The 14,531-nt window shown below is 36.7% G+C and carries 10 protein-coding genes and 1 other annotated feature; of the genes, 1 reads left to right on the plus strand and 9 read right to left on the minus strand.

Translation table 11 applies throughout. The features are described from left to right. Positions 1 to 71 precede the first annotated feature (71 nt). The 8 genes from AACH31_RS07640 to recJ form a co-directional block, all read right to left on the minus strand. Entirely contained in the window at positions 72 to 2,084 is a 2,013-nt protein-coding gene (locus AACH31_RS07640; RefSeq protein ID WP_262950191.1) for an LCP family protein, read from the minus strand. A gap of 12 nt (positions 2,085 to 2,096) precedes the next feature. After that, positions 2,097 to 2,789, minus strand: a complete 693-nt coding sequence (locus AACH31_RS07645) for a hypothetical protein (RefSeq protein WP_262950192.1) — start codon at positions 2,787 to 2,789, stop codon at positions 2,097 to 2,099. A 282-nt stretch (positions 2,790 to 3,071) separates the two neighbouring features. Then, positions 3,072 to 4,829 (minus strand): aspartate--tRNA ligase, encoded by a 1,758-nt coding sequence (aspS, locus tag AACH31_RS07650; RefSeq protein WP_262950194.1) that lies wholly within the window; start codon positions 4,827 to 4,829, stop codon positions 3,072 to 3,074. Positions 4,830 to 4,844: 15 nt separating this feature from the next. After that, entirely contained in the window at positions 4,845 to 6,209 is a 1,365-nt protein-coding gene (gene hisS, locus AACH31_RS07655; protein WP_262950196.1) for a histidine--tRNA ligase, read from the minus strand. Between the two features lie 92 nt (positions 6,210 to 6,301). After that, positions 6,302 to 6,518, minus strand: a binding site (T-box leader). Positions 6,519 to 6,559: 41 nt separating this feature from the next. After that, positions 6,560 to 7,000 carry a D-aminoacyl-tRNA deacylase gene (gene dtd / locus AACH31_RS07660; protein ID WP_262950197.1) on the minus strand — a complete coding sequence of 147 codons (441 nt, stop codon included), beginning with the start codon at positions 6,998 to 7,000 and terminating at the stop codon, positions 6,560 to 6,562. A gap of 16 nt (positions 7,001 to 7,016) precedes the next feature. Beyond that, a complete protein-coding gene (locus AACH31_RS07665; RefSeq protein ID WP_161830790.1) occupies positions 7,017 to 9,209 on the minus strand; it encodes a RelA/SpoT family protein in 2,193 nt (730 codons plus the stop codon). Between the two features lie 241 nt (positions 9,210 to 9,450). Then, complete coding sequence (locus AACH31_RS07670) at positions 9,451 to 9,963, minus strand: adenine phosphoribosyltransferase (protein WP_262953521.1); 513 nt, start codon at positions 9,961 to 9,963, stop codon at positions 9,451 to 9,453. After that, complete coding sequence (recJ, locus tag AACH31_RS07675) at positions 9,953 to 12,178, minus strand: single-stranded-DNA-specific exonuclease RecJ (RefSeq protein ID WP_262953522.1); 2,226 nt, start codon at positions 12,176 to 12,178, stop codon at positions 9,953 to 9,955. The genes AACH31_RS07670 and recJ overlap by 11 nt, the downstream gene beginning before the upstream one ends. A gap of 82 nt (positions 12,179 to 12,260) precedes the next feature. On the opposite strand from recJ, the gene spoVB reads away from it, so the two are divergent. Then, positions 12,261 to 13,808, plus strand: a complete 1,548-nt coding sequence (gene spoVB / locus AACH31_RS07680; RefSeq protein WP_262953524.1) for a stage V sporulation protein B — start codon at positions 12,261 to 12,263, stop codon at positions 13,806 to 13,808. Positions 13,809 to 13,853: 45 nt separating this feature from the next. Here spoVB and AACH31_RS07685 read toward each other — a convergent pair whose 3' ends face one another. Next, entirely contained in the window at positions 13,854 to 14,522 is a 669-nt protein-coding gene (locus tag AACH31_RS07685; protein ID WP_262953525.1) for a DUF421 domain-containing protein, read from the minus strand. Positions 14,523 to 14,531: the final 9 nt, after the last annotated feature.

The raw sequence follows: 14,531 nt of genomic DNA on the forward strand, positions 1-14,531 counted from the left end.
TTAAATATTAAACATTATGAAAATGTGTGTCATAAAAGAATCTATGACACACATTTTCATTTTAATGTTGTTTAATTCCCTTCTACGCCTAAAACACCTTGAGTTTCTCCTGATCCTGATGGCTGTTCCTGATCTGGCGTTAGAGACGGTTGATCGTCAGGTTGTACGGGTGTTTCATCTGGTACGACTGGAGTACTACTTTCTCCTCCATTACCTGTTGTTGGCTCATTAGTCGGAGGGGTACTTGTATCTGGTGTGACTGGTCCTGGATAATTTCCTCCACCTGCACTCGGCTTATTTGAGACATTACCTGAATCAGTCGTCCCATCTGTTTTATTTGAAGAAGCGTTCGATCCACCATGCGATGATGAACTTGGCACCTTGTTTAAAACGGGCGCATCTTCTTTTGTCGTACTATTTACTTTTTCAATATCTTTATCTTCCTGATTGAGGTCACTTACACTACGATCCTCTTCTTCAAACGGCATTGTTTCATCATAATAAGATTTAATCCATCTTCCATCGGGAGTTTCTTTAAACCCATTAAATGAGAATGTCGGTTGAATCGTTGGCGATTGCTCTCCTAAGTTGATCATCATTTGCTTACGAGCATCCGCAATTGCCCCTTTGTATGGGAAGGCATAGCTTAATTTAAATGAGTAATATGGATTAGATAAATAACCATATTCTGCGCTTAATACCATACTTTTAATGTAAATCATTTCCAACGGATTTAGCCCCGTTGAACCTGAAAGTAATCCTAACAAATATTGAATACCTGAGGTCATTTGATTCATTGAAATATTCGTTTCAATATTATTTCCTAACACATCTAATAAGTCTAAAAACTCACCTACTGTATCCATTTCCGTTAACATCTGATTAACAATACCTTCAATCACAAGTTGTTGATGCTCTGCACGGCCTAAATCACCTTTTGCTAACGTCTTACGATGACGTGAAAGTGCTAATGCCTGCTCTCCGTTTAATAATTGATAACCTTCCTCAACCTTGATTAAATGCTCACCAAATTGACGATTACTGTCCTGTTCCTCAATAGTTACCGGAACATCCACATAAATTCCACCAATCGCATCAACTAACTCAACTACCCCCTTAAAGTTAATCTTCACATAATAGGGGATATTTAGGTCAAACATTTTCTCTACTGTTTCCATTACACACGTTGTTCCCCCGTTATTTGAGTGGGTAATTTTATCTTTCGTGTTATTAAAACATGGAACCTCCACATAAGAATCCCTCGGTATAGAAGTCATCGTCACCGATAAATTTTTAGGATTGACTGTCGCTACAATTAAAGAATCTGCCAATGAAGCAGCACCTAACCCTTGTTCAGTTGAATCGACACCAATTAATAAAATCGAGAACGGATTCTCAATTAACGATGTATTTGTAATTTTCGCATCTTCCTCTGTCGCTTTAAGCACTGTTTCTATCGTTGCTAACACCTTGGTCTCTTCTTTAATATTTTCAAAGCCTGATTGTCCAGAAAATAAAGTCGCATAATTATCTCCTACAATAATTGCATCAATTTTTTCAGAATATAAATCTTGAAGCATCGCAATCGGTGAATTATACTTTTCTACTTCCGCCTCATCACTCAACTTATTTTTCTCTAAAAATTGATCAATATTGTCTGAAACCTCTTCTTTAGTCATATTTAACGTTCCGATTTTATAACCCTCTAAATCTTTGACCTTTTCAAATGATCGATTAGATAGGGTTACTAAACTATAATTAACCGTTGATTCATTCATTGTCATATTTGTCAATGAATTATACACGCGTGTATTAACATAGCCACCGTAACCTCCTAAAAGAAGTCCGATTACTGAAAGTGTTAAAAATACAACTGTCCCTTTTTTTGATTCAACTTTAATTGCGTATAATCCGAACATTAATAAAGATAAGTATAATAAAATTAAAACTAAAATCACGTTGACACGTAATGAAAAATCAAACCCCGAATACTTATTAAGATAAATCGCATTCCAAATAATCGGAACGATTGGAATCATCATAATTAATCGATAAATCCATTTTAATCCTTTTTTATTAAACATATCTGCCCCTCCCTACTCTGATAAAATTGCGTTAATGAATAAATCACCATCAACCTTGGTTAAAATAAATGTCGCTGTTGTTTGAAGACTCGTCTCCTCAGCAAGCCCCATCGGTTCATATGACCAATTTGCCTGAAGTGAGATACAATCAAGTTGTTCCATTTCATCCTCGTCGCCTTCGACTTCAATAACATCATTTAAATTAACATTTGTGATTTGCACCTTATTAACGCTCATCAATGAAGAGGCATCTTCATTTTCCAAATAATAGTCTAACGTTTCATAATAACCATCAATCGCTTGTTTTTTAAACGCCGAACGCATCTCTTTATCAATAAATTGAACACCACCTACATCACTATGATTAACTTTATTGGTCCACGTGTAAAAGTCGGCAATAAAGTTTTTAACAATAGCTGTGGCATATGCTTGCGTCGTTTGTTCCGTCTGACTGTTCTGATAATCTTTTTGCGCTTCTAACAACTCATCAAAAATTTCCTTTTGATACCCTGTTGCAGTTTTTGATAAATGATACTCTCTCTTCTCATTTTCAACCACCGGCGTACTAGGTTTTAATGATTCATTTGGTCCCCCGGCCATTTCCTTGACCTGATGAATAAGCATACCAGTTAGCACCATTGTTGAAACAAAAAAAATACTCCCAAAAATAATAAATGGCTGTTTAATGATTTTTCTCATATTCATGCCTACACCCTCCCTTTAAACTCTGCCTTATGCTCTATGTCTGTTTGTTATTATAAATTACTTTCGCTATTCCTATAATGCAAATGCGATTATAAAAACGTGAGACATTACATGAAGAGAAATCATCTAGCACCATTTTACATGATTTAATGCTATTTGAAAACACTTAGCCATTTTTTTACACAAAAATGTACAATTTTATTCATATCCTTGCAAAAAAAGAGTGCCATCAGGCACTCTTTTCGTCGATTTAAATCAAAAATTTTATTATTATAGGAAATCCTATTTCTTCAACTGAATACGTAACTCATCTAGTTGTGCTTCAGAAACCACACCTGGTGCCTCCGTCATCGGACATGATGCAGATGCATTCTTAGGGAAGGCAATAACATCGCGTAAACTTTGAGAACCCGTTAAAATCATCGCAATTCGATCAAGTCCTAATGCTAATCCCCCATGTGGTGGTGTTCCATATTTAAAGGCGTTCATTAAGAATCCAAATTGTTCCTCTGCCTCTTCCTCTGTAAATCCAAGTGCCTTAAACATACGCTCTTGAATGTCTTTTTGGTAAATACGCAGTGATCCTCCACCTAATTCATATCCATTTAAAACGATATCATAAGCTTGAGCCTTTGCCTGATGACCATCTGTATCAAACGTCGCTAATGTATCCAGACTTGGCATCGTAAATGGATGATGTGCTGCAAAGAAACGACCAAGTTCCTCGTCATATTCAAATAGCGGCCAATCAATGACCCATAAGAAGTTAAATTTCGATTCATCAATTAAACCTAATTCTTTTCCTAAATGTAAACGAAGTGCTCCTAAACTATCAGCAACAACCGATTTTTTATCAGCGACAAATAATAACAGGTCTCCTGTTTCAGCTTGCGTCGTTTGTTTAATACGCTCGATTTCTTGTTCACTGAAGAACTTAGCGATTGGCCCGTTGAATCCCTCTTCAACAACTTTCATCCATGCTAAACCTTTTGCTTTATATTTTTTTACATAATCGGTTAATTTATCAATGTCTTTACGTGAGAAACGATCCGCAGCCCCTTTGACACATAAAGCTTTAACTTCGTTTCCTGCCTCAATCGTTTGCGCAAAAACTGAAAATCCGCAATTTGCCACTGCATCATTTAAAGCAATTAATTCCATTTCAAAACGTGTATCTGGTTTATCAGACCCAAAACGTCCCATTGCCTCTTCATAACTTAAGCGTGGGAATGGACGTGGAATATCTAAACCTTTCACATCCTTCATCATCTTGACTAGCATTTCTTCAATCATATTCATTATCTCTTCTTGCGTTAAGAATGAGGTTTCAATGTCAATCTGCGTAAACTCAGGTTGACGATCCGCACGTAAATCCTCATCACGGAAGCAACGAGCAATCTGGTAATAACGTTCAAATCCAGATACCATTAATAACTGTTTAAAAATTTGTGGTGATTGTGGTAGCGCATAAAATTCCCCTTCGTGCACACGACTTGGTACTAAGTAATCACGCGCCCCCTCAGGAGTTGATTTATTTAAGTAAGGTGTTTCTACCTCAATAAAATCGTGTCCGTCTAAATAGCTACGAATTGATTTTAAAATATTGTGACGTAAAATAAAATTTTTCTGCATAACAGGGCGTCTTAAATCTAAGTAACGATATTTTAAACGCGTATCTTCTAAAGCATCCGTTTCATCAGCAATAATTAACGGTGTCATTTCCGCCTCAGAAATAATCGTCAACTCATCTAAAACAACCTCAATATCTCCCGTCGGCATATTTGGATTTTTACTTTGACGCTCTGTAACCTCACCCTTAACAGCAACAACATACTCATTACGTACCTTATTCGCAGCTTCCAACACCTCTGGTTTTGCTGTTTCTGGATTAACAACTAATTGTGTCATTCCATAACGGTCACGTAAATCAATAAAAATAAGTCCACCTAAATTACGTGTTTTGGCAACCCATCCTTTTAATTCAACAATCTGGCCTACCTGTTCAATTCTTAATTCTCCGTTATTATGTGTTCGATTCATTTAATTCACCTCTTACTAATGTTGACATCCGCAGCTTGAACCATTTCCATGGCCCCCACAACATTCATAATCCTCACCGTGTCCATGACCTCCACAGCAACCTGCGTGATTTTTCTGCTGATCTTCTAAAATATAATCAATAATTAAAGCAACCGGAATCGTTTGTTGTGTTCCCGTTTGATTATTTTTTAGGTTAATCATTCCTTGTTGTAGTTCATCATCACCTAAAATCGCAGTATAACGAGCATGGTGACGATCTGCTTGTTTAAATTGTCCCTTTAAGTTTTTCCCTAGATAATCTGTTTCACAAATTAATCCGCGTGAACGTAAGTCTAATAATAAACGAGACCCAAACATTTTAGCATCTTCACCTAATGTTATTAAGAAGAAATCTACTGCGTCATCACCGCCTACTTGAATTCCCTCGGCCTCTAAAGCAAGTAACAAGCGTTCTAACCCCATCCCAAATCCAATAGCTGGAACTGTTGGTCCACCAAGTTCGGCAACCAATTTATTATAACGCCCTCCTCCACACAATGTATTTTGAGCTCCAAATCCTTCAATATCAGCTTGAATTTCAAAAATGGTATGCGTGTAATAGTCAAATCCTCGAACTAGAGTCGCGTCGTATTCATAGTTAATTCCCATTGATTTTAAATATTGTTGCACCTTTAAGAAGTAGGCACGATCCTCTTCGACTAAATGATCGATTAATTGAGGTGCGGTTTTCATAATCTCCTTCTCACGGTCTACTTTACAATCTAAGACACGAAGGGGATTCTTCTCCAAACGAACTTGACAATCCGCGCATAATTCATTCTGGTGTCCCTCAAAGTGATTAAGGAGTGCCTGACGATAATTTTCACGGCTTTGGGTATCTCCTAGTGAGTTTAGTTTTACTTTAATATTTCGTAATCCTAATACTTTATACAACGTAACAGCCAATGAAATAACCTCAGCATCTAGTGCTGGATCCGCGCTTCCAAATACCTCTGTTCCGAACTGGACGTGTTGGCGATAGCGTCCCTTTTGTTGACGCTCGTAGCGGAACATTGGCGCAATATAAAATAGTTTTTGTACCATTTGGTCTGCATATAACTTATTTTCGATATAACTACGTACAACGCCCGCTGTACCCTCAGGACGTAATGTCATCGAGCGATCACCACGATCTTTAAAATCATAAGTTTCTTTTGAGACAACATCCGAAGTTTCTCCCGCTGAACGATGATAGAGACCGGTACTTTCAAACATCGGTGTACGGATTTCCTTATAATTGAAAATTGAACAAATTTCTCGGATAAGACTTTCGATATTTTGCCAACGTGCACTTTCTTTCGGTAAAACATCGTAAGTTCCCTTTGGTTTACTAAAGTTCATGTTAAAGCTCCTTCCTAGTTATTACTGATGATGACTACTTCATTATTTGGTACTCCTACAAGTTAAGCATAAAAAAAGCCCCTAGATAAAATTCTAAGGACGTAATATACGCGGTACCACCTTAATTGCCATCGTCTATCAAACGACAACCACTTTCAAACGTTAACGCCGCCTACGGATATCTCTACTATAACATTCAAGATACCTTCTCACAAGTGTCTATCTATTATGTATTCGTCGAAGCTTCCAGCCTAGGCTTCGTTCTCTGTTACGACTTCCATTCTAGCCTCTCTTGATCATTGAATTTATATTTATAGTTGACCATTTTCTTTATTATAATACATTTTCTTTTAAGATTCAATCATTAACGTCGTTGGACCGACATTTGTAAATGAAACATTCATCATAGCCCCAAACACACCAGTTTCAACAGTTATACCATACTTATCTCTTAATAACTGATTAAACTGTTCATACAAGGGTTGGGCTACTTGTGGAGGAGCCGCTTGAATAAAGCTAGGGCGATTCCCCTTCTTTGTATCTCCATATAACGTAAATTGAGAGATTGAAAGAATTGATCCCGCTTCATCTTGAATTGATTTATTCATCTTACCAGCCGCATCCTCAAAAACTCTAAGATTCGCTACCTTCTTAGCACAATACTCCACATCCGCTAACGTATCCTCATGTGTCAATCCGACAAGTAAAACGAATCCATAATCAATTGCACCTACTACCTGATCATCGACCGTAACACTTGCATTTCTTGCCCGTTGAACGACTACTTTCATTAAAACAAACACCTCACTACTGTAAAATACGCTCTACGCTAAAAACATCTTTAACACGTTTAATCGTATTAACAATTGATAACAATTGTTCAATATTACGCACCGAAAATGACATATTGATAATCACTGTATCCGCAGATGCCTGCGCGTTCAATTCCGTAATATTTGTATTGATGGTTGCTAACCTTTGAATAATATCCCCTAAAACATTTTTACGGTCAAGTGCGACAACCTTAATTTTAGCATTGAACGTATTTCGATGCTCATCATCCCATTCAACAGGCACCAATCGACCATTCATTTTTGCATTATGACATTCCGCATGATGAATTGTGATCCCGCTTCCCTTTGTAATATAACCAACAATCGGATCACCTGGAACTGGATTACAACATTTAGCAATGCGTAAATCAACATTGTCTAATCCATCGACAATAATTCCAAAACGATTTTTTGCTTTTTTACGTTGTCCCTCTTTGACTTTCGCAGCATCATTAATCTGCTGAATAAGATCCGTCTCATTAACCTCTTTTCCATCCGATAAATAACGTTCTAAAATTGTCTTCGGAACGAGGCGACCACGACCGATTTGATAGTACAATTCCTCGAGTTTATCAACATTTTGTTTTTTATAAATTTTTAAAAGCTTTTGAGTATCAATGGAATTAATGGATAAATCCTTTGACGCAAGCTCTTTTGCAAATAATTCCTCACCTTTACGTGTATATTCCTCACGTTTTGTTCGATTAAAGTACTGACGAATTTTATGGCGCGCCTGCGAAGTTTTCACTATATTTAGCCAATCTTCACTCGGTCCAAATGAATTACGTGACGATTTAATTTCTACAATATCACCTGTTTTTAATTGATAATTTAATGTCACAATTTTTCCATTTACAATCGCCCCTGTTGTCTTATGCCCCAGGTTTGTATGAATTCGATAAGCAAAGTCAATTGGGGTTGATCCAGGTGGAAAATCAAACACATCACCATTTGGAGTGAATACATAAACATTCGCATTAAAAATGTCATCTTTAACTAATTTCATTAACTTTTCAGCATCGTTGACTTCTTCTTGATAGGCAATCAGTGTCTCATACCATTTTAATTTGTCTTGAATTTCCTTTTGTTCCTGCTTAGCCGTCACTTGACGATTTTCCTTATACGCCCAATGTGCAGCAACCCCTTGCTCTGCAATTTCGTCCATCTCTTTTGTTCGAATTTGCACTTCAAACACATGGCCATTTGGACCGATAATAGTTGTATGTAAAGACTGGTACATATTAGGCTTCGGCATTGCAATATAATCCTTAAAACGATTTGGAATCGGTTTAAAATTTGCATGAATAACCCCTAGTGCCGAGTAACATTCAGGAAGCGAATTAACGATTAAGCGAAGAGCTAACAAGTCATAAATTTCATCAAATTCTTTTTCGCGCGTTTGCATTTTCTTATACACACTATAAATATTTTTAATACGTCCCTTAATTTCAAAGGGAATATGATACTCCTCAAGAGCGGCTTTTATCTCTTCTTCCATCTCTCGAATTTGTTCCTCACGCTCATGTTTCTTTTGTTTAATTAATTGAGCAATTCGATAAAAATCTTCTGGCTTTAGAAAGCGTAACGACGTGTCTTCAAGTTCTGCCTTTACTCGATACATCCCTAATCGATGCGCAATTGGAACATAAATTTCCATTGTTTCATGGGCAATTGCACGTTGTTTCTCTGGAGGCAAAAATTTAAGTGTTCGAATATTGTGCAAGCGGTCGGCAAGTTTCACTAAAATAACACGGATATCCTTACTCATAGCTAATAGCATCTTCCGATGATTTTCCGCCTGTTGCTTTTCTTTTGACTTATAGGTTAACTTTGTTAGCTTTGTGACACCATCAATAATTTCGGCAATTTCATTATCAAATAATTCAGCAATTTCTTCTTTAGTAATATCTGTATCTTCTATAATATCATGAAGCAATCCTGAAGCAATCGTTCGTGGCCCCGTTTGCCATTTCGTAAGAATATGAGCCACCTCAATGGGATGAATAATATAAGGTTCGCCTGATTTTCGTAATTGATCTTTATGTTTCTGAAAGGCAAGTTCAAAAGCACGTTCAATCACCGCAATACTCTCTGGATTTTTAATATACGTTTTAGCTTGCTCTAAAACATGATCAATAGATATCTCATATCCGTTTAATTGATACATAAACATTACTCCTATTATTTAATCTACTTAATTTTATTATAAAGCTAAATTTGTCATTTGTTTCATGAAAGACATAATTTTTTAAAAATATTTACTAGGATGAAAAAAAAGGATGATTATTCATCCAACCTTTCCTATCATTTAATAATTTTTTCATACTTTTTAAAAGTTTAACACAAAAAAAAGGAAGAATGCAACACAAAATGTGCCATTCCTCCCTTAGCTTTTCAATTATTTTGAATTAATATTTCATTAATGACAAAACTTCATAGTTTTCTAACAATTTTCGACCGTTTAACTCTTCTAATTCAATTAAAAAAGCACACCCTACAACAACTCCACCTAATTGTTCAATTAGCTTAACTGTTGCTTCAACCGTTCCACCAGTTGCTAATAAATCATCTACAATTAAAACACGTTGTCCTGGCTTAATTGCATCTTTATGCATACATAATGTATTTGACCCATATTCGAGATCATAATTAAAAGACACCGTTTCACGTGGTAATTTTCCTGGTTTACGAACAGGGGCAAACCCAATTTTTAACTCATGGGCAACCGGACATCCAAAAATAAATCCTCGGGCTTCAGGTCCAACAATAACCTCGGCCTGCTGTTTTTTTGCAAATTCAACCATTTTTTGCGTCGCATAATTATATGCCGCGCCGTCTGACATTAATGGTGTAATATCCTTAAATTGAATTCCTTCCTTCGGAAAGTTAGGTACATTCGCTACATAGTCTTTAAGATTCATCAGTCATTTCCTCCCTAGCTGTTGTAAAAATATGTTTTAATTCTGTCCACGTTGTTAATTCAAAAAATTCAAGCATCTTCAATTTTGAATTTTGGAGTTGATACGTTGCAGCCTCTGATAAATCGCGCTTTGCGATGCAATCGGGTAAAAAAACAGAACCATTTTTTATTATAACAAGTTCCACTTCAAAAAACACCTGTAAAATAAATAATAATTCATTTTTGCTAATTCCCAGTCTTAAAAAATAATTCATCATTTGGTGGTTTAGCGTGATAGGGGCATGTTGTTTAATCACCCGATAAACGGTGACAAATTTCTCACGACTAGCAAACGTTATATTCGAATCGATAGGCGCTATAACAATATTATTAGGCTTTTTCTCTCGAATGAGTCCTATTAATTCTTCCTTTGAATTCGGTAGTTGATCAATAACTAATGTTTCAATATGATTTTCATCTTTCGCCTTTGCATAAGACGTTGCCAAGAACAAATCATCTTTTCGTTGTTCATACGCCTGTTTATTACGCAAATCGATTAATTGAAACTCCTCACACAAAACGTCAACAAAGTGAAATTGAACATTTCGATGCCCATTCCATTCATTAATTTTCAGTTCTCCTACAAAACTAAACCGTGTATCTTTCGTCAAATAAGTCGATAAATGGGCTTGATTAAAGGCAATGCCTTCCAGACAATTTCCATCTTGTTCGAGTGTAAATTTTAAATGCTGCATTTTGTTTCCGATGACTTTTACGTTGCTTACATATACATCTCGCATTTCAAATAAGGGTGGGCGATTCCCTTCTCCAAAGGGAGCCAGGCACTGCAATTGATCAACGAAAGAAACATCTAAATCTGAGATAGGTAAGCATAAATCAACGGTAAGAGAGGGCTTAAGATCCGTATCTTTTAAAAGTTCATTCATTTGATTTTCAAGAGGTTGAAGATTTTTTTTATCAAATGTAATTCCTGCTGCCAAGGCATGTCCACCAAAGCGTTCTATCAGTGATTGACATTGCGTTAATAATTCAAATAAATGGTATCCTTCTACCGCTCGTGCCGACCCTTTAATAAAACCTTCGTGATCATCTGTCACTACAAAGACAGCCTTCTGCCACTGCTTTGCTAAACGCCCAGCTACAATTCCAAGTATCCCCTCATGCCAATGAGGAGCATATAGAATTAACGCCTTTTTCACTGCTAAAGTCTCCTGATCTACCATTTTCATCACTTCTTCTAATACTTGTTGTGTTGTCTTTTGCCGTTCGGTATTAATTTGTTCAATTTGTTGAGCCAGCTCCGTCGCCTCATCTTGATCCTCACAAATTAAACACTTTACAGCTAGCGTCGCCTCATCCATACGACCAGGAGCGTTTAGGCGGGGACAAATCTCAAACCCTACGTTAACCTCTGTTACCTCGTTCTTATTCGTATTGGCCATCTCCATAATGGCATTCAATCCCTCAATCTCTGTTTCCTTTAAGGCGGCAAGACCTCTTTTCACAATCGATCGATTTTCATCAATTAACGGGACAACATCACCAATGGTTCCAAGCATGGCAATAGCATAATAATCCTCAGGAATGACTTCCTCTAGTAATGCCTCCGCTATCTTCAACGCAACCCCCGCGCCTGATAAGTGATGAAACGGATAATTTTTATCAAGCTCCGGATGCAAGATAGCATACGCGCGGGGAAGTGTTTCCTTTACCTGGTGATGATCTGTAATAATAAGATCTACCCCATGTTCCATCAACAATTCCGCCTCTTCAATTCCGGCAATTCCGTTGTCTACCGTAATGACTAATTGAAAACCATCCTCTATTGCCTGCATAAACGCTTCTTTATTCGGGCCATATCCCTCATAAAATCGATTTGGAATATAATAATCAACCAAAGCTCCTAGCTCGCGAAGACAACGAACTAAAATAGATGTTCCAGTTACCCCATCTGCATCGTAATCGCCATAGACTAGAATCGGTTGTCCCTCATCTATGGCCGTATTAAGTCGCATAATAATTTTAGACATTTGCGAAAACAATAACGGATCGTGGTGAACCGGCACTTGATGGTTAAATGTTGCAAGATTTTCCGGTTCTACTAACTTTCTAGATAAAATAAGACGTTCAATCGCCGGGTGGAGTTCACCTCTCTCTCCCTGCATACTTTCGTCTAATATGTCACATTTTCTCCAATTCATCATCGATTTAAGCAAAAGTATCTCCTCACCTTCATATTTTAAAATTCTTATTCATAGACTTAAGCAAAATCATAACTAAAGTATAGGTGAAAAAATTATGAAAAAACAAAACGTCGTACAAGGAACATTTATTCTCGTTATAGCGGGACTCATCACCAAGGTCCTAGGAATGATTAACCGCGTCATGGTGACACGTCTACTTGGTGAAGATGGAATTGGAATCTATATGTTAATTGGGCCAACCCTCATGTTACTTACAACCTTTGCAAGTATCGGTCTTCCAATTGCTATTCCAACCCTTATTTCTCGCGCCAACGAACGCCAAAAAAAGGTTTTATCTGTATCACTCATTATTGCTATGGCTTCGAGTTTACTCATTAGTATCTTATTGTTTTTTATTGCCGAACCATTAGCCGTTTATTTACTCAAGGATGAGCGAACTTATCTACCCTTGATTTCCATTGGTCCACTACTCTTTTTTGTTTCACTTTCAACTATTTTCAAGGCCTATTTTCAAGGAGAACAGAATATGTTCCCATCAGCCATTTCAACCCTAGTGGAACAAGTTATCCGGATGGTTTTCTCTGTTCTTTTTATCTCATGGCTACTTCCACACGGAATTGTATTCGGAATTGTTGGAACAATTTGGGCATCAATTGCAGGAGAGTTTTCTTCTATCTTAATTCTTATTTTTCTATTCTTTAAAAACATCAAGCATAACCATCAGGGGGCAAACTTAAGACCGATTCATCTAAGCCCTCAGAACTTTAAAGATGTATTAGCTATTTCATTACCGGCAACAGGAAGTCGACTCATCGGATCATTCTCGCATTTTCTTGAACCCATCGTTGTTGTCCAATGCCTTTTCAAAATTGGTTATAACAGTGCACAAAGTGCGAAATTATACGGAGCCGTTTCCGGTTTTGCCCTGCCTATGGTTCTCATGCCTTCGTTTATCTCAAATGCAATTACTCAAGCAATCGTTCCACCAATTAGTCAGGCATTTGCTAATAAAAGATATGATAGAATTTATTCGCATCTTAATAACGCCTTCTTGATCTCATTCTTACCAAGCGGAATTTATACCGTTTTATTGATGCTATTTCCAACCGAATTAATGAATCTACTTTATGGCTCTTCAACCGGGGCAAATTACCTCATTCTAATGGCCCCTGTCTTCTTACTCCTTTACTTTCAAGCACCACTCACTTCTACCTTACAAGCAATTGACGAGGCGAATCAAGCGATGAATACGACTTTCATCTCCTCAGTTATAAAGATTATTATGATGATTATTTTGCTTCAAATTCCAAACCTAAATATTTATGGGTTAGTTATTTCTGTTTTGTTTAATGTTATATTTGTAACCGGATGGCACTTTCTTCTAGTAAGAAAACATATCGGTTACCGCATGAATCTACGTTCCGTTTTCAATGCAACATTAATCATCGGAATTACGTTCATGCTTGGTTCCTATTTAAAATTAGCTTATACCTTCCATACCAATCAATTTCTTAATATGATTATTATTTGCTTTATCGTGGGCATTTCGTACTTATTTTTACTTTTTGTCTGCGGTCTATTTCCCACTCAGGTCAGTGATGGAAAGCGGATCAAACGACAAGCTAATTATAACACGAAATAACAAAAGAAGTAGCAACTTTACTTAAAGTAGAAAACGTCGTCAAAATTAACGGCGTTTTTTTTCATTTAAATTTAAGGATTCTCGCGTAATAAACTGAAGTTCCTTTCCATCAAATGCAGCATAGTAAACCTCTTTTACTCCAAAAATCCCTTTTTTATCCATTTGTTCTTCTACCCATTTTTCCGTTTTATGAATTTTTAATAAATTTTCTTTTTCAATACCTCCGGATGTAATAATAGGAAGTGGACAATAGGTAACATCTTGCCTTTTAAAGGAAGAGAGTTGTCCATTTGACTCTAAAATGGCATACTCAACCTCAAAAACAGATGAAATATTATTTGCCCGTAATTGGAGCATGAGGTCATCAAAAGTATATCGTTGTTTTCTCATCTCATGGATATTAATTCTTCCCTGATGAATAAGAATGGACGGCTTCCCATCAACAAACTCCCGAATTTTTTTGTATCGTAACGTAATAAAGGCGGAAGTAAATTGCAAAATTCCAAGTAATCCAATGGCTAATAAAACCTCATGAATGGGACGTTCTAGATTATCAATTGCCATTGCTGCAATCTCCGCCATTAAAACAGAGACCACTAAATCGAGCAACGTCAATTGACCAATTTCCCTTTTTCCCATTAACTTAAACACGATTAATAGGACAATATAAAAAAGCGTCGTTCTATATATCACATTATAGCAATTAAGATCCATATTTTTCCC

Source organism: Turicibacter faecis (assembly GCF_037076425.1).
GTDB lineage: Bacteria > Bacillota_I > Bacilli_A > MOL361 > Turicibacteraceae > Turicibacter > Turicibacter faecis.

Excerpts from the sequence above, each read along its gene's own strand:
- AACH31_RS07640 (WP_262950191.1), bottom strand. The coding sequence starts at position 2,084 with ATGTTTAATAAAAAAGGATTAAAATGGATTTATCGATTAATTATGATG.
- AACH31_RS07645 (WP_262950192.1), bottom strand. The coding sequence starts at position 2,789 with ATGAATATGAGAAAAATCATTAAACAGCCATTTATTATTTTTGGGAGT.
- aspS (WP_262950194.1), bottom strand. The coding sequence starts at position 4,829 with ATGAATCGAACACATAATAACGGAGAATTAAGAATTGAACAGGTAGGC.
- hisS (WP_262950196.1), bottom strand. The coding sequence starts at position 6,209 with ATGAACTTTAGTAAACCAAAGGGAACTTACGATGTTTTACCGAAAGAA.
- dtd (WP_262950197.1), bottom strand. The coding sequence starts at position 7,000 with ATGAAAGTAGTCGTTCAACGGGCAAGAAATGCAAGTGTTACGGTCGAT.
- AACH31_RS07665 (WP_161830790.1), bottom strand. The coding sequence starts at position 9,209 with ATGTATCAATTAAACGGATATGAGATATCTATTGATCATGTTTTAGAG.
- AACH31_RS07670 (WP_262953521.1), bottom strand. The coding sequence starts at position 9,963 with ATGAATCTTAAAGACTATGTAGCGAATGTACCTAACTTTCCGAAGGAA.
- spoVB (WP_262953524.1), top strand. The coding sequence starts at position 12,261 with ATGAAAAAACAAAACGTCGTACAAGGAACATTTATTCTCGTTATAGCG.
- AACH31_RS07685 (WP_262953525.1), bottom strand. The coding sequence starts at position 14,522 with ATGGATCTTAATTGCTATAATGTGATATATAGAACGACGCTTTTTTAT.